This window comes from Lactobacillus fornicalis, assembly GCF_055362665.1.
The window spans coordinates 13530-37458 of record NZ_JBLTIM010000024.1 but is presented as its reverse complement, the minus strand read 5'-3'; the positions used below and the strand labels follow the sequence as shown (position 1 = coordinate 37458).

Sequence of the window (23929 nt, the reverse complement as noted above, 5' to 3'; positions counted from 1 at the left end):
TTCTAATAAAATTTAATTACCTGTTGATTCATATCCACTTCTGCCTTAATCCCAAAAGGAATAATGCAGCGTGGTGTACTGTGTCCAATATTTAAGTTATATACAATTGGTAAGTCAGCATTCTTAATCTCTTCAAGTAATATATCCTTATATTCTTCATAATATACTTTATCTTGTGGTTGTCCTACCAAAACTCCATTAACTACATCAAAAATACCATAATTAGCTAAAGCTCGAACCATTTTGCGATATTTTTCTGGAGTAGATTTTGCTTCACTGGACTCTAAGAGTAAAATTTTTCCTCGCCATTCATCAAGACTAGGGAATAAATGATATTTTTGAGTTAAAGAGACAGTGTCTTCATAGCGTGAATTATCAAAAAAATCATACAGTGATTCAATACAGCCTCCCAAAATTTCACCACTAAATTGTTTTGTTCCTCTTAAAAGTTCAAAACCTGTATTTTTATGGCTAATTCGTGGACTGCCAACTGCTTGCCTGCTAAAGTCACTTCTTTCTTCATACCAAACATCACTTGGGTGAATTTCTTTAATAGTACCTGTACTTATTAGTTCTTCAAAATAGCTCTTACTATATGGCAACATTTCTCGATCTAATTCACAGACATCAGTTAAAAAGGCTTGTCCATAAAAAGTTTTTAGTCCCACTTTATTGAGCATGAAGTGATTTTTGGTAGTATCAGAAAATCCTAAAAAGCTTTTTTGCTTAACAGCTTCCTTTAATTCATCATGTTCAAAGAAATATGGCAATAATCTATAAGTATCATCCCCACCAATTGCACATAAAATCATGTCAATTGAATCATCTCTAAAGGCAGCTAGTAAATCTTCAGCTCGTTTTTCAGGATGTTTCTTGATATAGTCTATGCCTTTTAAACTATGGGGCATAAACTCTACCTTTAAGCCATAATCTTTTAGTCTTTTTAAGCCTAATTTTCGTTCATGGGATACTGCATCTTCACCTAAAACACCACTTGATAGGCTGACAATCGCAACTTTTTTTACTTTCATAACTGACACCTCACAATGTAATTTAAATTATGAAGTATTATAGCACAGCAAAATTTAATCCCAAACAAAAACCACCCAGTTATAAAAAATGAGTGGTTTTAACTTAATACATTTTTTCTTTTTCTAAAATGTCATCAATAACATCTTGCAAAGTTATTGCCTTCATCTGATTAAAAGCACTATTTTGAATCTGTTCATAAAATCCATTTAAACTTGTTTGAATATTACGCCCCACTGGACATTTAAGATTAGTTTGGGGATCAACATGAATTAATTCATGATCCATATCTATTGCCATATAAATCTCAAACAAAGTAATAGCACTTGGCTTTCTAGTTAATTTGGCACTTGCTTTCCCCTGCCTAGTTTCAATTAAACCTACATTGCGTAAATCTGACATTAATTGTCTAATAATACTTGGATTTGACTCAATACTAGCGGCAATTGCCTTACTAGATAAATCCCCATTTTTAAAAATTTCTAAGTAGCTGAGTAAGTGAATAGCATCACTAAATTTATAAGAATACTTCATGTCACTTATTCTAACTTGTTAATTTTTAACGTGCAAGTATTTCTTTAATTGCAGCTTCTAAAGATAAGCTTGAATGACCTAAAACATCAGCTAAATCGGTTGTATCTTCATCAAGTGCCCCATCATAAATTGGTTGTTCAAATGATGCAAATAAAGTTGCCATTTCAGGTTTTAACCCAGTATTTTCAAGATACTTCACATATTCATCTTGACTCACATGCTTAATTTCAAAGTTATTTCCAGTTGCAGCCTGCAATGCATGACCTAAATCTTCATAGTTGGCACGCTTACCTGAAAATTCATAAATTTCTTTTGAAGTTTCTGCTGTTAAAACATTTACTGCAGCTTCAGCATATTCACGCTCTAAAGCCCATCCAGCATAGCCCTTTGCCCAGTAAAGTGCCGCTTGCTTATTTGCACCACTTTGTAAAAAGCCCATTTCATTTTCAAGATACCAATTATTACGCAAGAAAGAATGATGAAGTCCGGCTTTTTTAATAGCTTCTTCTGTTATCTTATGATCACTTGCAAGCCAGTTATCGGAATTCTCAGCTTTAGGAAAACTCGTATAAGCAACAAATTTAACATTATTTTTAACTAATGCATCTACTACATTCTTTTGTGCTGTTGCACGATCAACCTTGCCACCTGGTTGTGAAGAAATAAATAGCACTTTATCAACGTCTGTTAATGCCTTAATCATAGCATCTTTGTCATCATAATCACCTTGACGTACTTCATTATTTGGAAATAATTTTTTTGCTTTTTCTAAGTTTCTAGCAACAACAATAACGTTATCTTCCCCAACTAACTTATTTAAGAGCTTAACAGCTACTTGTCCAAAATTACCTGTTGCTGCAGTAATTGCATACTTCATATTTTTACCTCTCTCTTTTTACTTGTTGATTTATTTATTACACGCTTAGTGTATCACATGTTAGTTTATTGTCAACAACTATAAAACAAAAAGATCAAAAAAAGAATCAAGCTATATAAATGGCTTGATTCTTAAAATTATTCTTCATCAATAATAGTTGACAAAGCAGCTTTTTTATCTATCTAAAATTGCATCAGCGTATGGCAATTCAAGCGAAGGATCTGCATTTAAATCTAATCCACTAAATTTACCTGCTTTATATAAATTATATGCAGCTGCACCTATCATCGCAGCGTTATCACCACATAATTTCATTGGCGGAATAATTACCTTTGGTTTAGTATCTAACTTACCAATTTCTGCTTCTAAACGTTCACGTAAACCTCGGTTTGCTGCCACACCACCACCTAAAACAAAAGTTTTAGGCTTGAATTCTTTGATTGCCCGAATTGTCTTATGACTTAAAACATCAACAACTGCGGCTTGAAAACTAGCAGCTAAATCATATTTATCAAGCTTTTCACCAATTTGATCTGCATGATGACATGTATTAATAAAAGCACTCTTGAGTCCTGAAAATGAAAAATCATAATCATCATCTTCAAGCATCGCTCTAGGGAAATTGAAAGTGTCGTTTCCTTGATGAGCCCAGGTATCAATAGTTTTTCCAGCTGGATAATTAACACCTAGAACTCGACCAATTTTATCATAAGCTTCTCCAGCTGCATCATCACGAGTATCACCAATAATTTCAAAATTAATCGGATCATGCATCAAAACTAATTCTGTATGCCCACCAGATACTTGTAAAGCTAAGGCTGGATATTCTATTTCATCTTCAAGTTGAGCAGCCATAATATGACCCATAATATGATCAACACCGATTAAAGGAATCCCTGTAGCCATACTTGCAGCTTTTGCTGCACTAACACCAATTAAAAGGGCTCCAACTAGACCTGGCCCATAAGTCACTGCGATTGCATCTATATCATTCCAAGTGACTTTTGCTTCACTTAATGCTTCTTTAGTAATTTGAGTGATTACTTCAATATGATGTCGAGAAGCTACCTCTGGAACTACTCCGCCAAACCGTTGATGTGATTTTATCTGTGTAGCAACAACTAAACTTTCAATTTCACGGCCATTCTTAATAACCGCAGTTGAAGTTTCATCACATGAACTTTCATAAGCTAAAATTCGAATATCCTTTTTATCTGTCACTTTGTATCTTCTTTCCCTTCAAGATGTAAGACCATATTTATAGCATCCATATGATCATCTTGGTAATACCCTGTCCGAACGAATTGAGCTTCAAAACCTAAGCTTTTATATATTTTTTGTGCAGGTTCATTGTCAGCTCTTACTTCAAGACTAACTTGCGCTGCACCATTTTTCTTAGCGATTTCAATTATCAAGTTTATTAAATAATGACCAATTCCTTGGCCTTGATAAGCTGGGGCAACAGCTATATTGGTAATATGACCCTCACAAGGAATAAATCTTCCTCCAATAAAACCTACTAGTTGAGCCTTATCATAAATAACTAAATATAAAGAATTATGCTTTTTGCGTAGTTCACTAGCAAATGAAAATGATGACCAAGGTTGTTTCCCTTGATATACCTTTTTTTCTAATTCTAACAAATCTGGTATATTCATTTCACTAGCTTGCATAACTTGCATAGTTCGCCCTGCAAGATTAATCACATATGGTGTGAAATTTAAATTAACTTCTGGTTCTTCTTTAAAAAAATGCCTAAACTTCTTCAACATAATTACTATCTGGTTCAAACGGCTTACCAGTCTTCTTGTGCCAATCCATTTCAGCTTGTGTTCGTCTCAAATAGCGTGGTACAAGTTGATCTGCATCTATAACTTCACTGGTTAATGCTAACTTAGCAATTTGGCTAGCATGAACCAGATTTTCTTCTTCATTACCCCAAATAATGTCACAAGAAAGGCTATTTAGCAAGTCTTTATGATTATCCATTCCAGAACCTAAAATAATTAGTTTCTGAATATTTTTATCAGCTAAAACAATTTTAAGATCTTTTAATAATGCTTCCAAACTATAATGTCCATCTGGAATTACTTCTGTTCCATTTGTATAAGCTCCTGCAAAGAAATTATCATTTCTTGCATCTAAACAAACCAAAGTCAAACTATCAGCAGTTTGCTTATTGGCTGCTAAAGCTTGTAGCGTAGAAATTCCTACTATCTCTTTATTTAAAATGCTAGCAAACATTTTCATAGTAGTAATTCCAATTCTAAGTCCAGTATATGAACCTGGACCTATTGCAACTGCAAAGCGATCAATTTGATTCAAAGATAAATTACAATCTTTTAAAAGTTTATCAATCATAGGATCAAGATGTTCACTATGATTTCTTTGATCTTTTTCTTCTACTTGCTTGATGAGCTTTTCATTTTCACTGAGACTAATAGTTAAAAAATTGGTAGCAGTTGAAACACTCAAAATTTTCATTACATTCTACTCTTTTCTAATTTTTCCTTGCGTTCATTTACTCGCTGTAAGCCATTCAAAACAAAGAAAATAATAATCATTTGTATCCAAGGGACAATTATTTCTTTTAATAGTCTTGCCGTCAAGGCTACTGTAAACGACATTTTATAAATAAAATGTAGCCAAATCGTATTCAATAATATATTTACAAAAATTGTTACTAATAAACTAGCCGCAACAATTCGCCAAATTTTAATTGTTTTTTTATAAAAGAAAGCCCCATAAATCATTGGCGCAAGCATTGCAGTCAATGTGAAACCGATGAAAAAGCCACCTTCATTACCAAAAAGTGCTGAGCTAACTAAATCACTTATTCCGCCACCAACTGCACCCCAAACTGGGCCAAAGAAGTAACCTAAGGCAACACTACCAATAAAACCTAACCCTACTTTTACATATGTAGGACCAAAAGAAAAGCGTCCTAAGATAATCTTTATTGCAATAACTAATGCTAAGAATATCAATTCTTGTAAACTTAGCTTAAAGAAAAACTTTTTCATCAATTAGCCTCTCCTTCCACTTCTTGAGCTTCACTATGATTTCTTTCAAAAGAAACCATTCTTTGTCTAATAGGAACTAGTCCTTTTAATACGAAATACATTAATATCATTTGTCCCCATGGCAAAATCACTTCCTTAGGTAATCTCTGAATAAATGCCACTTGAAGCGAAACGCCTGAAACTAATGAAAAGAGGTAGTTATTAAGCATAATATTAATTAAAACCGTGACCGTTAAATGCCCCATAACTACTCGCCAAGCCTTAATTTCTTTATTATAAAAGAAAAAGCCATATATCATAGGTACTAAAATTGCAGACAGCATTGTTCCTAATAAGATATTTGCTTTATCTCCAAAAATTATCAGGTGTAAAAGACTCGACACCAGACCACCTAAGCCACCCCAAACTGGGCCAAATAAGTAACCTAATGCTACACTTCCTAAAAAGGCTAAGCTAATCTTAAAAAAAGCTGGCCCAATTGCAACACTTGATAAACAAAGTTTAATTGCAATAACCAGACCCAATAATACTAAATTTTGAAGAGATAATTTGAAAAAGTTATCTTTATATTTATTCATCGTTCCTCTTTTTCCACGTAATTTCTGCAATTGTTGCCACTTGATCACCCTGACTAATTAAGTGGTAACTTGTTTGTTCATTAATAAGTAAACTTGACGTGACTTTTTGGCCATATAAAACCTCTTTATCGAATTTAATATCAACTGATTTAGGTTCATAAGCATTTAAAAAAGCTCGTTCAAGCATATCTTCCATCCATGAGAAATAATGCGAATTGGTCATATGGTGATTTAAATCCAAATCATCATATCGAACTCGATATTGCCTTGTTTGTTCATAATTATCTTGTTTTCTTAGCCGTCGCATTTTTGGATTCTTTTTTAATAATGGTGAACCAAATCTAGCCATTACTTCTGAATCAGCTGGAACGATTCGTCTTTTTTCTAAATCCAAAATAACCCATTGACTTTGAACTTTTATAATTTCTTTATCATCTACCAGTAATGAAAAATCGCGGTATTCAAAGAAACGATTATAACCAACAGGTTTGGTTATAATTTTTACTTGTTCAGCAACTACTGGAAGCCGTTTAAAGTCCATATGATACTGGGTTACAACCCAGCCCTGATTTTTCATCGCCATTTCTTTAGAGCCAGCTTGAGAATTTTCAAGTTGTCGATTAGAAACATGCATAAAAATATCAATCAAGGCTTGTAACTTAACATGGCCTGTTTCATCACAATCTGCATATTGAATTTGATAGTTTTCTTGATATTTCATAGTTATCCTTGATGATAAAAATCATATAAATCATTCTTAGAAACGTCATTTTGCTTAGCTACTTGTTTTATGGCATCTTTTTTGCTTGCTCCGGTAGCAACTAATTGGTCTACTAATTTTACCAATTCTTCCATTGAAACCTTAGGAGCTTCATCAGTATTTGGTGAAACAAGCACTACAAACTCTCCTCGCGGATCCACTTGTTCAAAATGTTCCAAAACTTCTTTAATGCTACCTCGTACAAATTCTTCATGAATTTTTGTTAATTCTCTTGCACAAACAATTTGCCGATCATCGTCCAAAACTGACGCAAGGGTAGCTAAAGTTTTAGTTAACCGATGTGGTGCTTCATAAAAAATTGCTGTTGCCTTGGCTTGATTCATCGCCTCAAAGTAGGGCCTTTGTTCACTAGCTTTTCTGGGCAAAAATCCATAATAAGTAAAAGGCTGAGCATCAAATCCAGATGCAATTAATGCAGTAGCAAAAGCAGATGGCCCCGGAAGCGGAACGACCGGAATATTCGCTTTTATACATTCTTGAACCAAAATATAGCCTGGATCAGAAATTACAGGCATCCCTGCATCGCTAATTTCAGCAATCACAGCTCCCTCTTTCATCATTTGGACTAATTCAGGAGCCTTTTGTTTAGAATTAAATTTATGGAAAGCCACCATTTTATTGTGGATACCAATTTTATCCAACATAATTCCACTAGTCCTGGTATCTTCAGCAGCAATATAATCAGCTTCTTGCAAAATCCTTTTTGCTCGCAAAGTTATATCTTCAAGATTACCAATAGGTGTAGGTACCAGATATAACTTTCCTTTTTCTTCTTTAAAGCTACTTTGTATTTGCATGACCTGCCCCTTTTCCTTTATGTTCAAAGTTATCTAAAATATCTAAACAAAACATACAATCTGAACTAGGATCACGGTGAGTTCCATAATACATATTGCATATATGATAACCAGACTCATAAATTTTACGTAGGGAAGCCAAACCGCTTTGACTTTTGACTTCTTTACCTGCCTTTTCAGCAGTTAATTTATCAAGCTTTTCTCTTAAAAGTTGATTTTCCATCTTCAATTCAGTATTTTCTTTTAAAGTATCAAGAATATCATTTTCTAATCCTGCAACCATTTTAGACATTGCTTCAAGATTTTGATGAACTTGTCTTAATTCTGAATATGGATCCACTTCACTCACCTACTTCTTTAACTAAGTGCTAAGTAATCAAGTCGATTTAGGAAACTAACATTACTAAACTTCATTTTGTCACAATCTAATAATCGTTCTAATAAGGTTTGATTACCAAACAATTGCTGCTTCTTAATACCATCTGAGCAAAACTTTTTTAAAAGATAAAAAACATACTCTTCTTGCACCTTGTTTTTTATCATCCCGGCTAATTTATGGGCGCTAATAACCGCTAAATCATTGTTTTCCAACAATTCTTGGTAAAAATACTTAACGGCTTGATCAAGTTCTCCCGTTTCACCTAAATTATCCAAATCTTCTTGGCTAAAGCCATATAAAAGTAAATCTTGATCTTTAGAACTATTTTCAACCAAATCATTGAACTCTAAAATTTGGGTACGTGAACGAATAGTTGGCAAAATTTGCTGAGCGTTATTGGTAAGTAGAATTGTCGTAACTGGGGCAACAGGTTCTTCTAACAAATTAAGTAACGCATTTGCTGCCGGCATAGTTAAGGTTTGAGCATTTTCAATGAAGAAAAAGCGTCTAGTTCCTTCAACGGGACTTTTAGCGAGTTCTTCTTTTAAAGGCCTAATTTGATCAATTGAAAGAGATTGCTTCCCCTCAGGTCTAACCAAAAAAACATCCGGATGGTTTCCTGATAAAACTCTTTTGCAGTTAATACAAGTACCATCAGGTCGATTATCCCCTGTACAGTTGGCCAAACAAGCTAGCCAATAAGCGGTTGCTAAAGCCCGTTGCGTTAAATTATCAACAAACAAATAGGCATGAGCCAATTTGTCTTGTTGAAATGCATTTTTCAAAAAAATAGTTTGCTTTGGTGCTGCTTGTTTTAAATCAATCATTAGAATCGTTTAAACTCATCAACTGGAGTTACGAAAACAATTGCCCCACCAACAGTAATTTCCAATGGTTGAGTAAACTCACCTGCATGACTATTAACAACTGGATTAACAAATTCTTGGCGCTTTTGTGAACAGTCCTTAATAAGCTCTAAAACTGAGTCTACCTTTTCATCTTGAACTCCGATAATAAAAGTAGTATTACCTTCACTTAAAAATCCACCAGTTGATGCTAACTTAGTTGCACGTACATTATTCTCATTAAATTTCTTAGAAAGACGACCTGCATCTTTATTTTGAACAATTGCATAAATAAGTTTCATTATTTTACCTCAAATAAATCTGGTAATTGCTGCTTTAAAATAGCTAAACAATCAGCAATTACTTGATCAATATCTTGACTAGCATCCACAACTTTAATTCTTTCTGGATACCTTTTTACTATTTCTTGATAACCAGTATAAACCTTTTGATGGAAAGATAATTTTTCTTTTTCAAGACGATCTTCTTTATCTGGTCGAACCTTAGCAATTCTTGCTAGTCCAGCTTTAGGATCAATGTCTAAAAACAAAGTTAAGTTAGGATTCAAACCATCAGTTGCAAACTGGTTAATTTCTGCAACTTTTTCAATTCCTAAATTTCTTCCCATTCCTTGATAAGCTAATGATGAATCTACAAACCGATCAGAGAAAACTAACCTTCCTGCCTCTAATGCTGGAAAAACAACTTCAGCCATATGTTGACTTCTAGCTGCTGCATACAGTAAAGCTTCTGTTCTATCATCCATTTCTGTATTTTCAGGATTTAAAATAATATCTCTAATTGCTTCTGCTATTTTTGAACCACCGGGCTCACGTGTTACCAAGATTTCACAAGTAACTTTTTTCTTTATTTCTTCAACTAATTTTTCTAAAACAGTAGTCTTGCCCGCGCCATCTGGGCCTTCAAATGTAATAAAATAACCTGCCATTAATAAAAAATCCTCCAATAATTGATTTTACTTGAAAAAGTTATTTATTAATAGACTTGAAATAAAAAAAGTCCCCAAAGGGGACTCAATTTATTGTGTAATTGCATTATTAGTAATACTAGATTTTGTATGTCTTTGTCTTGCAACACTGTACAAAAAGCTATATTTAGCCTTTAGAATTTTACTGGCCATAATATTATCTTCTGAATAATCAACTGTCGTAGGATCAAGCTCTTGTTCATTTAAAAGCTGTCTTTGCAGTTTAGAAATAGTCGCCATCAAGTGTTGATCGCCTATTTCTTTTACTTGCGTCTTTTTTCCAAAAATCATAAGTCGATTCTCCCTTGAACAGCCCGTTTTAAAGTGATTGAATTTGCATATTCAATATCAGTTCCTACTGCGAGCCCAGAAGCCAAACGAGTGACTTTCAGCCCTGCTGGCTTCAAGAGTTTTGCAATATACATTGCTGTAGATTCACCTTCAGGAGTTGAATTTAATGCAATAATAATTTCTTTGATATCATCATCTTTTTGAAGACGTGTTATCAAACTTTTGATATTAATATCTTCTGGTCCAATTCCTTCCATTGGTGATAAAACGCCATGTAACACATGATACATGCCATCATATTCTCCCATTTCTTCAAAAGCCATAACATCTTTGGGCTGTTCAACCACCATAACCGTGCTACGATCACGATTACTGTCCCGACATATTTGACATGGATCAGTTTCCGTAATGTTTCCACAAATTGAACATTGATGCAAAAGTGTCTTAACATCTTTTAAAGATTGGGCAAATTGTTCAACATCATCTGCTGGCATATCCAATGTATAAAAAGCTAATCTTGTTGCAGTTTTTTCACCAATTCCGGGTAACTTCATATAACTTTCAATTAATCGCGCAATCGGTAATGGGTATTGCATTAAAATAGCCCCTTAGTATACTTTCCTAACCCTGCTTGAGTTGCTTGATCAATTTGAGTTAATCCCTTATTTACAGCATCAATAATCAAGTCTTGTAACATATCAGGATCTTCAGGATCAATTGCTTCAGGCTTAATTTGAATATCTTTTAAGCGTCTATCCCCTGAAAAAGTAGCTGTCACAATATCATCTGCAGATTTACCTACAAATTCTTGTGCAGTAATATTAGCTTGTTCTTCTTGCATTTGGGCTTGCAATTTTTTTGCTTGCTTCATCATTTGTTGCATGTTCATGCCGCCCATACCACCAAAATTAGGTCTTTTTGCCATTATAAATACCTCTACATTCTTTATATTCTTATTATCTATTCTAATCTTTTACATTAATATTGTCAGAACCAAAAACTTCTTTTGCCTTAGCAATTACTTCTTTTTCCTGACTGTCTTCTTGTTGTTGGTCAACTTCAATTTCTGCACTGCCTTGCTTTTGACGAGCTAAGATTTCATCTTTGTGCTTAGCAAGAAAATCTTTTCTAACTTGAAGCCAATCTGCATCCGGCACCAAAACGATTTCAGAGTCATGTTTTAAAAACTTAGCTAATTCTGAATTTAAAGTAGCCATCAAGTTGGTATTTTCACTAGTTCGTTCAAACCAAAAGGCATATTTACACTTCATTACTACCCGATTATGACTGGCAGCAACCGGCTCTAACACCTTTAATAATGCCTGCTCAGATACACCTAAAACAGATTGTAAATCTGGCCAAACATTACGTACATCTTCTAGATCTTTTTTCGTTGCCTTTTCCAAGACAGCGTAAACTGCCTGACGATTTAATTCAGAATTAACCGTCTTTTTGCGTTTAGGTTTTGGTTTAGCCTGTGGCTCACTTGCTTTAGGAGATTGAGGCTTCTTTTTTGCATCATCAATTTTAAATACTTGATTGTTTGTTGCAAAACCACTAGATTGACTAACTTTTTTTGTTAAAGCAGCTACTTGCGCCTTCAAGTCTGCTAATTCTTGATTAATAGCTGGATTTATTTCGGAATTATGAGAATCAGCGACCTTTTCCACCATTTCTTTAACCGGATTAGCTATTTTTACCAAAAATACATCTAAAGGTATTTCTTCCTGATTAGTAAATCGTAAATCATTAAGCGCTTCATTAGCTGCCGTAATCAGCTGAAAATACCGCTTTTCTGGAACATCTGTAATTTGCTTAGTAAAATCTTTAGTCAAAAATTCACTATCTTTATTTGCCTTGAGTACCAACATAGTTTCTGTAGCTAGGCTAATTAACTCTGATAGCAAATTCTTGGCAGTTGCACCATCTTGCAAAAGCTTATGACTTAATTCTAATGATTCACTGACTTTCTGATTCAACAAGTTCAAGAACAATTGCTCAGTAGCTTCTCTGGCTGCATAGCCAGTAATATTCAAAGCGTCTTTATATTCGACCTTTTCTTTTTCAAAGCTAAGCAATTGATCTAGGATACTTAAAGAATCTCTCATCCCTCCATCAGCTACTTGCGCAATTACTTGCAAAGCCTGATTTTCATATGGAATATCTTCTTGTTCAAGAATAAATTTCATACGATCAACTAAATTTTGCTTGCTAATACGCTTAAAATTGTAACGCTGAGTTCGAGAAATAATTGTAGCAGGAACTTTCTGCAATTCAGTAGTTGCCAAAATAAATACCACATGTTCAGGTGGCTCTTCCAAAGTCTTGAGCAAGGCATTGAAAGCACCAATTGAAAGCATATGAACTTCGTCGATGATATAAACCTTATACTTTCCTTGTGTTGGCGCATACTTTACCTTATCGCGAATCTCGCGAATCTCGTCAACCCCATTATTAGAGGCAGCATCAATTTCAATAATATCAGGCATAGCACCAGAATCAGCTGCTTTACAATTTTCACACTCATTGCATGGCTCACCATCTTGCAGATTAAGGCAATTCAAGGCCTTAGCAAAAATTTTAGCACAAGAAGTCTTACCAGTACCTCTTGGTCCTGCAAATAAAAATGCATGTGAAACTTTATTTCGAATAATAGCGTTTTTCAGAGTATCAGTAATAGCTTCTTGTCCAACTACACTATCGAATGTCCTAGGCCGCCATTTACGGTATAGCGCTTGATAAGCCATTAGTTTTCTCCTTAGTAAAAAAACTCCTAGCTAGTGCTGCTAGGAGCTTGTTAATTATCTAATAAAAGGCACATGCCTGAATTTCCTTAGTGCTGCTACCTTCCGGTCCTGACACGATTCAGAAAACAAACATTGCCCGATAAATATAATAACGTATTTTAGTCGATTTGGCTAGAGCTAGCTTTGTTTTCTTTTGCTTTTAGCTTTTTTTCTTTTTGTTTAGCCCTAATTGTTCTGAAAAAATTAGTCAACATGCTACTTGCTTTATCACGATAAAGTCCTCTAATTACTTGTGGATGATGATTAAATTTTTCCACAGCAAATAAATCTACAACGCTTCCACTTGCACCTGCTTTATGATCAGGAGCACCGTAAAACACTTCTTTTAAGCGAGCATTAATTATTGCACCAGCACACATTGCACAAGGCTCTAGCGTCACAAATAAGCTACAATTTATTAAGCGCCATGAATTTAGCGTTTTACAAGCTTCATTAATTGCCAAAATTTCTGCATGGTGAGTTGCAACATTATCTAATTCACGGCGATTATAACCTCGCCCAATAACTTGTCCCTTAGGATCGACAACAATTGCACCAATTGGTACCTCATCTTGTGCTTCAGCCTTTTTAGCTTCAGCAAATGCTAATTCCATATAGTGCTTTTTTTCTTCACTAGAAAACATAATTGTCCTTTATTTTACGCTCCTTAAAATGTAATATCCTTTATCACGCTCAACAATCTCGCAATTGCCAAAAGTCGTTTCCATTAACTTCTTTGCACTTGGCGCTCCTTGCTTTTTCTGAATAACAACAAGTAATTTTCCACCAACTAGTAAATGTTCGTAGCTTTTTTCTAAAATTTCACTAACAATATTCTTACCCGCTCTAATAGGTGGATTAGTTAAAATCATTGCATATTGTTTATCCACATTTTCATACACACTTGAAGCGAAAATATTAACATTAGTCACACCATTAACTTCAGCATTTTTTCGAGCTAAGTCCATTGCTCGTTCATTAACGTCAACCATATCAACTTGACGATCTGGCCACTTTTTAGCAGCAAAAAGGCCAATTGGGCCATAACCACATCCCACATCCAAAATATTGCCTGAAACTGGATTTTCCTCAAGCATATTACGGATTAAAACACCACTACCATAATCTACTCTGTTTTTTGAAAAAACTCCTGCATCAGTTGTTAACTTTAAATCAATACCTGCTAAATGATAATCGATAACCCTTAAATCGTGTTTAGTATTAGGATTTTCTGTAAAATATTGCTCTGCCATATCTCTCCTCATTTCTAGTAAGATTATAACAAAAATAAGCAAAAAAAAGACAATCTACATAACGTAGATTGTCCTTTTTATTTAGAAAGACTAAATTACTTAACAGTAACAGTTGCGCCAACTTCTTCAAGCTTAGCCTTGATGTCGTTAGCTTCGTCTTCTGAAACGCCTTCCTTAATAACCTTAGGTGCGCCATCAACAAGATCCTTAGAATCCTTAAGGCCAAGACCAGTGATTTCACGAACTGCCTTGATAACCTTAACCTTTTCTTGACCTGCTTCAGTCAATTCAACATCGAATTCAGTCTTAGCAGCAGCACCTGCAGCAGCACCTGCAGCAGCAACTGGTGCAGCAGCAGTAACGTCAAATTCTTCTTCGATAGCTTTTACTAAGTCGTTTAATTCAAGGATAGTAGCACCCTTTAATTCTTCAATAATCTTTTCAGTATCTAAAGCCATTTAAGTATCCTCCGAAATTTAGATATTAAAATTAAATACAATTACAATAATTATAACTTTGAATCTTAGTCTTCATCCTTAGATTCAGCAACAGCCTTAACAGCGTATGCAAAGTCACGTACAGGAGCTTGCAATACAGAAACAAGCATTGATAACAAGCCTTCGCGACCTGGGATAGAAGCAAGTTCTTTGATTTCTTCCTTTGAAGTAAGCTTACCTTCAAGCATACCACCCTTGATGTTAATTACATCAAAGTCGTCTTCGTACTTAGAAACGATTCTAGCTGGTTCAGTAATATCATCAGCGTTATCAGTGTAGATAACAGCAGTAGGACCTACGAAAGTATCTTCTAAACCTTCGATACCAGCCTTCTTTGCGGCACGTCTTAAGTAAGTGTTCTTGATAACTTTCATCTTAACATCGTTTTCACGAAGTTCCTTACGCATGTTAGTAACTTCATCAACAGTAAGACCTAAGTAGTCAATTACCAAGATAGCTTTGGCAGCTTTAAGTTCTTCAGCAAAAGCATCAACTAACTTTTCCTTTGCAGCAATAGCAGCTTTACTCAATTGGTTCACCTCCATGAGATTTTATAAATTCTATAAGGCCTAAAAAAACTCCATGCCAAGAGACATGGAGCTTGTAAAACTCATCATTATCTTCTGGCCTCGGCGGGATATTGAGACTTCTATCGTCACCCGAGTCTTAGGTAGAATTTACTTTGAATAATATACCAAGTTCTAGACTAAAAGTCAAGAATTAATATTATTTTGCTTCTTCACTTTGTCCATTAATATCTAAAAGTAATGCATACAATGCACCATAAATATTAGCATCATTTTCAAATTTTGCTCGAACGATTTCTGGCATAGTTAATTCATTATTAACGCGATAAAACTTGTTAGCTAAAGCTTGATATTGTTTTCTAATTGTTTCGATAACAATATCTTGCGCACTAATACCACCTGCAATAACAACTCGTTCACCATCAACAACCGCTTGCACGGATAAAATTATATTAGCAACATCCGCACAATATTCTTCAAAGATTTGCAATGCTTGTGCATTTCCAGCATTAATTGCTTCAAATGCTTTTTGCCCATCTTCCAAATCGCTATTGCCCAAAGCTTCATTCACGCGCTTAATCATGTTAACCGCTGAACCTTTTTGACCAGTAAAACCACTCCAGTCAGCACAATTCATATCATAACGCATAAAGCTAAGCTCACCTGCTTGGAAATGAGCACCATGAATTAATTGTCCACCGACAACAATTCCGCCACCCACTTCAGAACCTAAAGTTAGCATTTCACCACTAACTACATCTTTTAAGGCACCTAACCACATTTCTGCAAGGGCAGCTGCTTTACCATCGTTTTCCACACCAACTGGGACACCATATTTGTCACCAAATAATTCTTGAATATTAGCACCATCCAGAAATGGTAAACTACCACCAAAGTGAATAATCTTATTGTCTACATCAATTTTACCAGGACAAGAAATTGCAATCCCTTTAAATTTTCCCTTATATTGGTCAGCAATTTCATACATTTCTTTCAAGAAATCATTTAAGCCTGATTTAACAGTTGGTTTCTTGTCCTTTTCAATAATATTTCCGGCGCTATCCAACAAAGCATATTTTAAGTTAGTTCCACCGATATCAAAAACTAAATACTGTCTCATGTTATTTCCTCGCTATTTCCATAAAAAAACATCCCGACAAGCGAGATGTTTTTAATTATCTACTATTTTACCATTATCTTAGCATAGAGAACAAATAATCATTAATTAAATCCATATACTAAATGCGCTACAATATAAAATCCCGAAGCAATTTTATTTCCCAATCGTGTTGGCAAATTCATACAGATTCCAAGTGGCCGTCTTTTTAATGAATGATATAACTTAGGATTTTTGATTTTTATATATTGCCAAAGCTCATCTTTCTTCTCAATATATTCAGACTTTTTACCACGAATTAATATAATTGAAGAAACAGCTGTAATTATTTCTAAATAGAACTTCATATATTTTCCTAATGAAGTGTTGGGATCAATATGTTCTGCATAAAACTTAATCATTCGCTTATTAATAAGCAACTGCTGATCTATCTTTTTAAGCATTACACTTTCATTAACCGACTGATCCTCCCGACCGATGAAATAATGGTAAAAGTTCACATCCAAGTAATACATCTTTCTAACATGACGTAAAGGTTCGAAAACATATATATTGTCATCATATGAAACATGAGTTGGTAATTGCAGATGAGCTCTATTGGTAATTACTTCTCTACGATAAATAAGTGAATGCATCATCAAATATTGTCCTAAATATAGTTTTACATCATCCCAACCAAAAAATTTATTTTTAGGCAAATGAGGGAAATGAACTACTTTTTTATGCTTAGCACCTACTTTGTCATAAACATAATTGCTAATCAATAAATCTACTGATTGTTTTTTCTGAATTAAGTGCTTTAAAAAAGTAACAATTTCTAAGTAAGCACCATAATCAACCCAATCATCGCTATCAACTACTTTAATATATTCACCACTAGCAATTGAAAAGCCTTTATTTAAGGCCCCACCATGCCCTGCATTAGCTTGATGAATTGGAATAATTTGTTCTGGATATTTTTGAGCAAATTGATCAATCAATTCTGGAGTCTTATCTTTAGAACCATCATCAACCAAAATAATTTCAACGTCGTCACGAATAGCTACTAAAGAATTTACACATTTTTCTAAATAATCTTCAGAATTATAACAAGGTACGATAATACTTAAAACTTTTTTCAATAGTCTAATCTCTTCTCATTGATTATTAAAAATTTACATCAGTGAATTTATTATAACTTGTAAATTCTACCATAACAATTGCAAATTATCTGCAATTTTATTGGAAGCGATAACAATTAAAAATAAACAAAAAAGGAATCGCTAATGCGATTCCTTCTTAATATCTTTAAACTTTATTAGTTCATGTTTAATGGGTCGAGGTGGATACCAGGGCCGAAAGTTGCACTTACGGCTACGCTCTTAACGTATTGACCCTTAGCACTTGCTGGACGAGCATGTAAAATAACATCTCTTAAAGCAGTAAAGTTTTCAGCTAACTTTTCATCTTCAAATGAAACCTTGCCGATAGGTGCGTGAATCAAACCTTGCTTATCAACGCGGTATTCAACTTGACCAGCTTTAACGTTTTCAACTGCCTTCTTAACGTCCATAGTAACAGTACCAGTCTTAGGGTTTGGCATTAAGCCCTTAGGACCTAAGACACGACCAAGACGACCTACCTTAGCCATCATCATTGGTGTTGCAATAACAACATCAAAGTCTAAGTAACCATTTTGAACTTTTTCAACTAATTCGTCAGAACCAACTTCGTCTGCGCCTGCTTCCTTAGCTTGTTCAGCTTGAGGACCTTCAGCAAAAACGATAACCTTTTGGGTCTTACCAGTACCATTAGGTAAAACTAAGGCACCACGAATTTGTTGGTCTGCTTGCTTAGGATCAACTGAAAGGTTGAAAGCAACTTCAACAGTTGCATCAAACTTTGCGTATGAAGTTTCCTTAACAAGCTTCATTGCTTCAGCTACTGAGTAAAACTTGTTCTTTTCAACTTTTTTAGCAGCTTCTAAATATTGTTTACCATGCTTTGGCATGCGATTTCCTCCTTGCAAATGTGGTCAAACGAGCCCTCTTAGCTCTCCCACTTGATTCGTTAACTTTAATTAACGATCCGACGTTCCTAGTAAGCTTTAGTCTTCTACTTCGAAGCCCATGCTTCTAGCAGTACCTTCAACCATGCGCATTGCTGCTTCAACATCAGCTGCGTTTAGGTCTTGCATCTTGGTTTCAGCGATTTCCTTAACTTGAGCCTTGGTTACCTTAGCAACCTTCTTAGTGTTAGGTTCGCCAGAACCCTTTTCAACCTTAGCTGCCTTCTTTAATAAAACAGCTGCAGGTGGAGTCTTAGTAATGAATTCGAATGAACGATCTTCATATACAGTAATAACTACAGGGATAATCATACCCTTTTGGTCTGCAGTTCTTGCATTGAAGTCCTTAGTAAAACCAACAATGTTAATGCCGGCTTGACCCAATGCAGGACCAACTGGAGGAGCAGGTGTTGCTGCACCAGCTGGGATTTGTAATTTAACAACATTAATAACTTTCTTTGCCACGGTCAAAACCTCCTTGATTCCGTGATGCGGTTAAAATGGAAGACTTACCTAGTCTTCCTCCCACAATAATAAAGATACTCTAGTATCTTACCATCTTAAGTAATGTAAAACAAGAAAAAAATAAGGTTAATTATTCATTACCATCAAATTTCTTTACTTGATCGTAATCTAGTTCTGCAGTTGTTGCTCTCCCAAACATATCAACTGAAACAAAAATCTTTTCTTTATCTTCTTGAATATCGGTAATTTTACCAACCATTCCGTCGAATGCACCTTCAGTGATAGTTACCGTTTCACCAATTTCAAAATCAATATCTGGTTTCTTAGCTTCTACACCTTGGTTTTCCAAGATTCGAGCAATTTCATCATCTAATAATGGTGAAGGCTTAGAACCACCACCGTGGCTACCAACAAATCCTGTTACGTTTGGAGTATTTCTAACAATAAACCAACTTTCATCGGTCATAACCATTTCAACTAAAACATAACCTGGGAAAATTTTTTCTTCAACTTCTTGCTTTTTACCACGAACAGTTTCTACTTTAGTTTCTTCTGGGGTTACAACTCTAAAAATAAAGTCTTGCATCCCCATTGATTGTGCACGTGATAAAAGGTCACTTTTAACTTTATCTTCGTAACCTGCATAAGTATGAAGAACGTACCATTTTTTTGCTGAAGTTTCTACCATTTATAATTTCTCCTTAAATTTTGGACAAACAAAAAAACCTCTCATAGTAGAGGTTCTTTAACTAGCAAGATGATTATATCACATAATTATCTCTGAAACTATTAAAATGTCATTTGTGTTAAAGTGCTGAATGCCCAATCAAGAGCACCTAAGAATAATGCAAATAAAACTGAAGTCACAATAACAGTTGTTGTATCACGTCTGTTTTGCTTTGCTGTTGGCCAAGTAACTTTCTTCATTTCCTGACCAACACTCTTAAAGAACTTAAACATAGCTACCTCGTTTCTTTATGTAAGGTCATCTTTTTACAATGTTTACAAAACTTCTTAATTTCTAATCTTTCAGTTCGAGTCTTACTTGCGGTGATTGAGTAGTTTCGCGAACCACAAATCGTGCAAGCTAACGCTGCTTTTTTCACTGCCATAATCTCACTTCCAAACTGTATCTAATACTAGCAAAAAAAAACAACTTTCGCAATTATAACAAGTAAAAAGGCCACTAGTTTTACTAGCGGTCTTTTAATAGTGGACAAACATGCGTATCCACCGGGCGTAGAATTATTTAGTTGGTCTTATTTCTTAAGATTTTCGTTGACGAAGGCTTCAATCTTATCGTCGGAGTCTTTCAAGAAAGGAAGCATATCTTCCTCAGTCTTAAGGGTATTTTTACCATTCTTTTCCATGAAGTAGTCCCAAATGGCATCTCTTACAGGAATGTTTGAGTCACTCCAATCGAAGACTTCCTTCATATGACGGTCCAACAATCTTGTCTTTAAAACATCTTCTGTCATCTTAAAATACCTCCTAATAATTTCTACAACTCTTATTTTACTACAGTTTATTGATTTTAGCGCAGAAAATACGCTCTCATTTTTATCCTAGTTCTTGCTATTGCTCTTTTAATTGTCTCAGGTGAAGTTTGAGCCGTTACACTTGCCTGCTTCAAATCTATCATTCCAGTAATTACCATCAATGCAACAACTTCTAATTGAGATAAAGTTTGGATAAAATTACTTAATTCAATACTTGTTGGCAAATCGGATTGCTCATAACTGGGATCACAGATTTGGCCACGTTCTTTTAATGCTTCATAAGAAATTGCGTTAGCATACAAAGCCCGTCTTTTTGCCAGCTCAAAGCGTAATAAATTTTTTGCTTTATTTTGCAAACGAAGTTTAAAAAAGCTCCCAAATGTAGTCCCACGCTCAAAATCAAATAATCCGGCGGATTCATAACAAACAATTAAAGCCTATTGGTTCCAGTCATTTTCATCAAGGCAGCGAATAAAATACCGTTTAGTAACAGCTGTTATCATCGGTTTATACCTTTCAAATAGCAGAAGCAGGGCAATATCATCGTTTTCTTTAACTTTTCGAACTAGATTTTCTACTGTATTCATAAAAAACTCCTCTGTGATAGATTTTTTATCAGTCTACAGAGAAGTTTTTTTATGATTTAGCGAACCTAAATTTAATTAAGCATGTAGTATATTCTGTCTAATTTTATTTAGACAAAGGCATTTTGCTGTTCAACATTTGATACAGTAAAACACCTGTAGCTACAGAAGCATTAAGTGATTGAACATGGCCTACCATTGGAATAGTTAAAGTTTGATCCATTTGTTTTAAAAGTAAAGGACTAATACCTTTTCCTTCATTGCCAATGACTAAAACACATTTTCCTTTAGCATCCCAATAGCGATAGTCTTGTCCTTCCATGGCAGTACCAAAGAACCAGTAGCCAGCCTTCTTCAATTCTTTTGTTGTTTGAACAAGGTTATTCACACGACAAACAGGGACATGGTCAATAGCACCAGTAGAAGTTTTAGCTACTACACTAGTTAACCCACTAGCACGTCTTTTAGGAATAATAATTCCATCAACACCTGTCGCATCGGCACTTCTTAAAATAGAACCAAGATTATGAGGATCTTCAATTGAATCTAACATTAATAAAAATGGATTTTCTTTATCAGCAATTTTTTTAACCAATTTATCTAAATCTGCATATTCAAAACTAGAAATTGCAAGTACCAAGCCCTGATGATTAGCATCAGGCACAAGTTTATCAAGTTTATTTTTTGGAACTTCTTGAACAATTAAATGCTTTTTCTTTGCTAAGCCATAGACCTGATTAGCAAATTCTACTTGTACACCATTTTGTAAAAAGACCTTGTTAATCTTATCAGCTGATTCATTCTTTAGAAAATCAATCCCAGCATGTCTTCCAAAAACGAAATCACCTTTAACTGAAGTCATAATTATCAATTCCTCCTGCTTCAACTTGCTTAATACACCAAGTTGCCAATTCTTCAATTCTTTCTTGTTTATCAAGTAATTCTAAATAGCCAAAAATAGCTTCAAATCCTGTGGATAACTTATAAGTAGCTACCTTTGTATTCTTGGCATGGGTATGACTTTTGGCGTTTCTTCCGCGCTTAAAAGTAGCAAGTTCAGCTTCTGTTAAAATTTGATCATCTTGCATTTTAGTAATCAAAGCTGCCTGTGCTTTAGCAGACACATAATGGGTAGCATCCCTTTGTAAAACTTGGGGTCTTACTACTCCTCCTTTTAGTAAATGGCGTCGAATATAAATCTCATAAACTGCATCTCCCAAATAAGCAAGCGTTTGGCCATTTAAAGTATCAGGATTTATATTTTTTTCAAAAAGCTGTTTTATTTTACCCACGTCTCCACTTAGTTCCTTTCGGTGTATCTTGCAAAACAATATTCATAGCAGCTAGTTGGTCACGAATAGCATCACTTGTGGCAAAATCTTTATGTTTTCTAGCTTCATCACGTTTTTTTACTAGTTCTTCAATTTCTGAATCATCATCACTTACTTTTTCAGCAGTTAGCTTGTGAATATCCACTCCAAAGATTGCCATCCAATTTTCTAAGTGCTGTAAAAATTGTTTCAGATTTGATAAGTCACTAGTACTTTCACTAATATTTTTATTAATTATTGGCAATAAATCATAAACTACTGATAATGCATTTTGAACATTAAAATCATCATCCATCGCTTCTTTAAAGCGGTTTTCACTATCTTCAATTGCTACAGCCAAGGCTTTATTTTCTTGAGAATCAGTATCTTGCAACTTATCTTGAACATTTAAAACAGTATTTTTAATTTTATCCAAAATAATTGCAGCCTGCTTTAAATTCTCTTCAGAATAATTAATTGGCTTGCGATATTGGACACTTGCCATGAAAAAGCGCAATACTTGCGGATCAACTCGCTTCAAAATATCATGCACTGTCACAAAGTTGTGAAGTGATTTTGACATTTTTTCTTCGTCTTTTCCTACTGTCACAAAGCCATTGTGCATCCAGTAATTGACAAACTTTTTACCAGTTTTGGCTTCACTTTGAGCGATTTCATTTTCATGGTGTGGAAATTCCAAATCTTGACCACCACCGTGAATGTCAATCGTATCACCTAAATATTTAGTTGACATCACGCTACATTCAATATGCCAACCTGGTCGACCTTTGCCCCATGGGGATTCCCAAGCAATTTCGTCACTTTGCTTTTGCTTTTTCCACAAGGCAAAATCAATTGGATCTTCTTTTTTGGCAAATTCTGCCTCATTCACGTGTTCACTAGCCCCTTCTTCAAGACTAGCAATATCTTGGTCACTCAACTTGCCATAACCATTGAACTTCTTAGCACGATAATAAACATCGCCATCTACTTCATAAGCAAAGCCTTTTTCAATTAAGTCCTTAATAAAGGCAATAATATCTTTAATTTCTTCAGTTGCTCTAGGGTGAAGGGTTGCTGGTTCAATATTTAAAGCGGTAGTATCCTCCATAAAAGCATTAATATAACGCTTAGCCAACTCTGGCACAGTAATACCTTCAGCTCGAGCTTCATTAATCATCTTGTCGTCAACGTCAGTAAAATTAGAAACATATTTTACATCAAAGCCCTTGTATTCTAAGTAACGCCGAATTGTGTCAAAAGCGATACTTGAACGAGCATTTCCAATATGAATGTAGTTATACACAGTTGGTCCACAAACATACATGCTTACTTTGCCAGGAACAAGTGGCTTAAATTCTTCTTTTTGGCGGGTCAAAGTATTATAAATTTTCATTTGCTTACCTTCCCTCTTGAACTTCTCATTTTACTATTCTACCAGATGATAGAAAAAAAGAGGCATTTGATTATTTATCAGGTGCCTCTTTAACCTAATTAGTTAGATTTTTAAATTTTATATTTAAGCTAGTATATATACCTACTGTTGAAAAAATAACTATCATAATGTTGGCAATAATTGTTACCCAACCACTCCAAATTAAGTATCCAACTAATAAAAGAATATATGGTATACACATAAAAACATTCCACCAAGACAATCTAATAACTTGTGTTTTAAAATTAGCTACCTTGTACATCCCAATTGTGCTTGGAACGCAAAGG

Annotated in this window: 36 protein-coding genes, 1 other RNA gene and 1 other annotated feature; all 37 genes read right to left on the bottom strand. The window is 34.6% G+C overall.

Features of this window, described 5'->3' with window-relative positions; genetic code table 11:
* Positions 1–2: 2 nt before the first annotated feature.
* On the bottom strand, positions 3–1031 hold the full coding sequence (locus ACNDLV_RS05845) for a S66 family peptidase (protein ID WP_006585788.1): 1029 nt from the start codon (positions 1029–1031) through the stop codon (positions 3–5).
* A 103-nt stretch (positions 1032–1134) separates the two neighbouring features.
* Positions 1135–1563 carry an Rrf2 family transcriptional regulator gene (locus tag ACNDLV_RS05840; protein ID WP_006585789.1) on the bottom strand — a complete coding sequence of 143 codons (429 nt, stop codon included), beginning with the start codon at positions 1561–1563 and terminating at the stop codon, positions 1135–1137.
* Positions 1564–1588: 25 nt separating this feature from the next.
* Positions 1589–2440 carry an NAD(P)H-binding protein gene (locus tag ACNDLV_RS05835; protein WP_006585790.1) on the bottom strand — a complete coding sequence of 284 codons (852 nt, stop codon included), beginning with the start codon at positions 2438–2440 and terminating at the stop codon, positions 1589–1591.
* Between the two features lie 174 nt (positions 2441–2614).
* Entirely contained in the window at positions 2615–3661 is a 1047-nt protein-coding gene (gene tsaD / locus ACNDLV_RS05830) for a tRNA (adenosine(37)-N6)-threonylcarbamoyltransferase complex transferase subunit TsaD (protein WP_006585791.1), read from the bottom strand.
* Complete coding sequence (gene rimI, locus ACNDLV_RS05825) at positions 3658–4212, bottom strand: ribosomal protein S18-alanine N-acetyltransferase (RefSeq protein WP_006585792.1); 555 nt, start codon at positions 4210–4212, stop codon at positions 3658–3660. The genes tsaD and rimI overlap by 4 nt, the downstream gene beginning before the upstream one ends.
* Positions 4196–4924, bottom strand: a complete 729-nt coding sequence (gene tsaB / locus ACNDLV_RS05820; RefSeq protein WP_006585793.1) for a tRNA (adenosine(37)-N6)-threonylcarbamoyltransferase complex dimerization subunit type 1 TsaB — start codon at positions 4922–4924, stop codon at positions 4196–4198. The genes rimI and tsaB overlap by 17 nt, the downstream gene beginning before the upstream one ends.
* On the bottom strand, positions 4924–5463 hold the full coding sequence (locus ACNDLV_RS05815) for a folate family ECF transporter S component (RefSeq protein WP_006585794.1): 540 nt from the start codon (positions 5461–5463) through the stop codon (positions 4924–4926). Before ACNDLV_RS05815 ends, tsaB begins: the two co-directional genes overlap by 1 nt.
* On the bottom strand, positions 5463–6041 hold the full coding sequence (locus ACNDLV_RS05810; RefSeq protein ID WP_269255670.1) for a folate family ECF transporter S component: 579 nt from the start codon (positions 6039–6041) through the stop codon (positions 5463–5465). The genes ACNDLV_RS05815 and ACNDLV_RS05810 overlap by 1 nt, the downstream gene beginning before the upstream one ends.
* Positions 6034–6762, bottom strand: a complete 729-nt coding sequence (locus ACNDLV_RS05805; RefSeq protein WP_006585797.1) for an acyl-[acyl-carrier-protein] thioesterase — start codon at positions 6760–6762, stop codon at positions 6034–6036. The genes ACNDLV_RS05810 and ACNDLV_RS05805 overlap by 8 nt, the downstream gene beginning before the upstream one ends.
* 2 nt (positions 6763–6764) lie before the next feature.
* Positions 6765–7619, bottom strand: coding sequence for a 16S rRNA (cytidine(1402)-2'-O)-methyltransferase (rsmI, locus tag ACNDLV_RS05800; protein WP_006585798.1), 855 nt, complete (start codon positions 7617–7619; stop codon positions 6765–6767).
* Complete coding sequence (yabA, locus tag ACNDLV_RS05795; RefSeq protein ID WP_006587670.1) at positions 7603–7959, bottom strand: DNA replication initiation control protein YabA; 357 nt, start codon at positions 7957–7959, stop codon at positions 7603–7605. The genes rsmI and yabA overlap by 17 nt, the downstream gene beginning before the upstream one ends.
* A gap of 17 nt (positions 7960–7976) precedes the next feature.
* On the bottom strand, positions 7977–8825 hold the full coding sequence (locus tag ACNDLV_RS05790) for a DNA polymerase III delta subunit-related protein (RefSeq protein WP_006585800.1): 849 nt from the start codon (positions 8823–8825) through the stop codon (positions 7977–7979).
* Positions 8825–9145: a cyclic di-AMP receptor DarA gene (gene darA / locus ACNDLV_RS05785; protein WP_006585801.1), complete on the bottom strand. Its 321-nt coding sequence runs from the start codon at positions 9143–9145 to the stop codon at positions 8825–8827. The genes ACNDLV_RS05790 and darA overlap by 1 nt, the downstream gene beginning before the upstream one ends.
* The gene (tmk, locus tag ACNDLV_RS05780; protein WP_006587669.1) at positions 9145–9792 is read right to left on the bottom strand and encodes a dTMP kinase; all 648 of its coding nucleotides are present in this window, start codon (positions 9790–9792) and stop codon (positions 9145–9147) included. Before tmk ends, darA begins: the two co-directional genes overlap by 1 nt.
* Positions 9793–9882: 90 nt before the next feature.
* Positions 9883–10122: a YaaL family protein gene (locus ACNDLV_RS05775; protein ID WP_006587668.1), complete on the bottom strand. Its 240-nt coding sequence runs from the start codon at positions 10120–10122 to the stop codon at positions 9883–9885.
* A complete protein-coding gene (gene recR / locus ACNDLV_RS05770; RefSeq protein ID WP_006585804.1) occupies positions 10119–10718 on the bottom strand; it encodes a recombination mediator RecR in 600 nt (199 codons plus the stop codon). Before recR ends, ACNDLV_RS05775 begins: the two co-directional genes overlap by 4 nt.
* Complete coding sequence (locus ACNDLV_RS05765) at positions 10718–11047, bottom strand: YbaB/EbfC family nucleoid-associated protein (protein WP_006585805.1); 330 nt, start codon at positions 11045–11047, stop codon at positions 10718–10720. Before ACNDLV_RS05765 ends, recR begins: the two co-directional genes overlap by 1 nt.
* Positions 11048–11087: 40 nt before the next feature.
* On the bottom strand, positions 11088–12869 hold the full coding sequence (dnaX, locus tag ACNDLV_RS05760; protein WP_006587667.1) for a DNA polymerase III subunit gamma/tau: 1782 nt from the start codon (positions 12867–12869) through the stop codon (positions 11088–11090).
* A gap of 50 nt (positions 12870–12919) precedes the next feature.
* Positions 12920–13017, bottom strand: an RNA gene (gene ffs / locus ACNDLV_RS05755) — signal recognition particle sRNA small type.
* A 10-nt stretch (positions 13018–13027) separates the two neighbouring features.
* Positions 13028–13552: a tRNA adenosine(34) deaminase TadA gene (gene tadA / locus ACNDLV_RS05750; RefSeq protein ID WP_006587666.1), complete on the bottom strand. Its 525-nt coding sequence runs from the start codon at positions 13550–13552 to the stop codon at positions 13028–13030.
* A 9-nt stretch (positions 13553–13561) separates the two neighbouring features.
* On the bottom strand, positions 13562–14161 hold the full coding sequence (locus ACNDLV_RS05745; protein WP_022091068.1) for a class I SAM-dependent methyltransferase: 600 nt from the start codon (positions 14159–14161) through the stop codon (positions 13562–13564).
* Positions 14162–14256: 95 nt separating this feature from the next.
* The gene (gene rplL, locus ACNDLV_RS05740) at positions 14257–14619 is read right to left on the bottom strand and encodes a 50S ribosomal protein L7/L12 (protein WP_006585809.1); all 363 of its coding nucleotides are present in this window, start codon (positions 14617–14619) and stop codon (positions 14257–14259) included.
* Between the two features lie 65 nt (positions 14620–14684).
* Positions 14685–15188 (bottom strand): 50S ribosomal protein L10, encoded by a 504-nt coding sequence (rplJ, locus tag ACNDLV_RS05735; RefSeq protein ID WP_022091069.1) that lies wholly within the window; start codon positions 15186–15188, stop codon positions 14685–14687.
* A 32-nt stretch (positions 15189–15220) separates the two neighbouring features.
* Positions 15221–15347, bottom strand: a sequence feature (ribosomal protein L10 leader region).
* A 37-nt stretch (positions 15348–15384) separates the two neighbouring features.
* On the bottom strand, positions 15385–16305 hold the full coding sequence (locus tag ACNDLV_RS05730) for an ROK family protein (RefSeq protein ID WP_006585811.1): 921 nt from the start codon (positions 16303–16305) through the stop codon (positions 15385–15387).
* 101 nt (positions 16306–16406) lie between these two features.
* A complete protein-coding gene (locus tag ACNDLV_RS05725; RefSeq protein WP_006585812.1) occupies positions 16407–17423 on the bottom strand; it encodes a glycosyltransferase family 2 protein in 1017 nt (338 codons plus the stop codon).
* Positions 17424–17599: 176 nt separating this feature from the next.
* Positions 17600–18292 carry a 50S ribosomal protein L1 gene (gene rplA / locus ACNDLV_RS05720; protein WP_006585813.1) on the bottom strand — a complete coding sequence of 231 codons (693 nt, stop codon included), beginning with the start codon at positions 18290–18292 and terminating at the stop codon, positions 17600–17602.
* Between the two features lie 96 nt (positions 18293–18388).
* Positions 18389–18814: a 50S ribosomal protein L11 gene (gene rplK / locus ACNDLV_RS05715; protein ID WP_006585814.1), complete on the bottom strand. Its 426-nt coding sequence runs from the start codon at positions 18812–18814 to the stop codon at positions 18389–18391.
* A gap of 130 nt (positions 18815–18944) precedes the next feature.
* Positions 18945–19502 (bottom strand): transcription termination/antitermination protein NusG, encoded by a 558-nt coding sequence (nusG, locus tag ACNDLV_RS05710; protein WP_006585815.1) that lies wholly within the window; start codon positions 19500–19502, stop codon positions 18945–18947.
* A gap of 101 nt (positions 19503–19603) precedes the next feature.
* Positions 19604–19774 (bottom strand): preprotein translocase subunit SecE, encoded by a 171-nt coding sequence (gene secE / locus ACNDLV_RS05705; protein ID WP_006585816.1) that lies wholly within the window; start codon positions 19772–19774, stop codon positions 19604–19606.
* Positions 19775–19776: 2 nt separating this feature from the next.
* Entirely contained in the window at positions 19777–19926 is a 150-nt protein-coding gene (rpmG, locus tag ACNDLV_RS05700) for a 50S ribosomal protein L33 (protein ID WP_006585155.1), read from the bottom strand.
* Positions 19927–20073: 147 nt separating this feature from the next.
* Positions 20074–20292, bottom strand: a complete 219-nt coding sequence (locus ACNDLV_RS05695) for a P8 family protein (protein ID WP_006585818.1) — start codon at positions 20290–20292, stop codon at positions 20074–20076.
* A gap of 56 nt (positions 20293–20348) precedes the next feature.
* Positions 20349–20615, bottom strand: coding sequence for a hypothetical protein (locus tag ACNDLV_RS05690; RefSeq protein ID WP_225306004.1), 267 nt, complete (start codon positions 20613–20615; stop codon positions 20349–20351).
* A gap of 135 nt (positions 20616–20750) precedes the next feature.
* The gene (locus ACNDLV_RS05685; protein ID WP_225306003.1) at positions 20751–20900 is read right to left on the bottom strand and encodes a hypothetical protein; all 150 of its coding nucleotides are present in this window, start codon (positions 20898–20900) and stop codon (positions 20751–20753) included.
* A gap of 103 nt (positions 20901–21003) precedes the next feature.
* A complete protein-coding gene (gene rlmB / locus ACNDLV_RS05680) occupies positions 21004–21759 on the bottom strand; it encodes a 23S rRNA (guanosine(2251)-2'-O)-methyltransferase RlmB (protein WP_006585820.1) in 756 nt (251 codons plus the stop codon).
* Positions 21746–22189: a Mini-ribonuclease 3 gene (locus tag ACNDLV_RS05675; protein ID WP_006587663.1), complete on the bottom strand. Its 444-nt coding sequence runs from the start codon at positions 22187–22189 to the stop codon at positions 21746–21748. Before ACNDLV_RS05675 ends, rlmB begins: the two co-directional genes overlap by 14 nt.
* Entirely contained in the window at positions 22182–23603 is a 1422-nt protein-coding gene (cysS, locus tag ACNDLV_RS05670; protein WP_006585822.1) for a cysteine--tRNA ligase, read from the bottom strand. Before cysS ends, ACNDLV_RS05675 begins: the two co-directional genes overlap by 8 nt.
* Positions 23604–23697: 94 nt before the next feature.
* The gene (locus tag ACNDLV_RS05665; protein WP_034530165.1) at positions 23698–23904 is read right to left on the bottom strand and encodes a DUF6007 family protein; all 207 of its coding nucleotides are present in this window, start codon (positions 23902–23904) and stop codon (positions 23698–23700) included.
* Positions 23905–23929 lie beyond the last annotated feature (25 nt).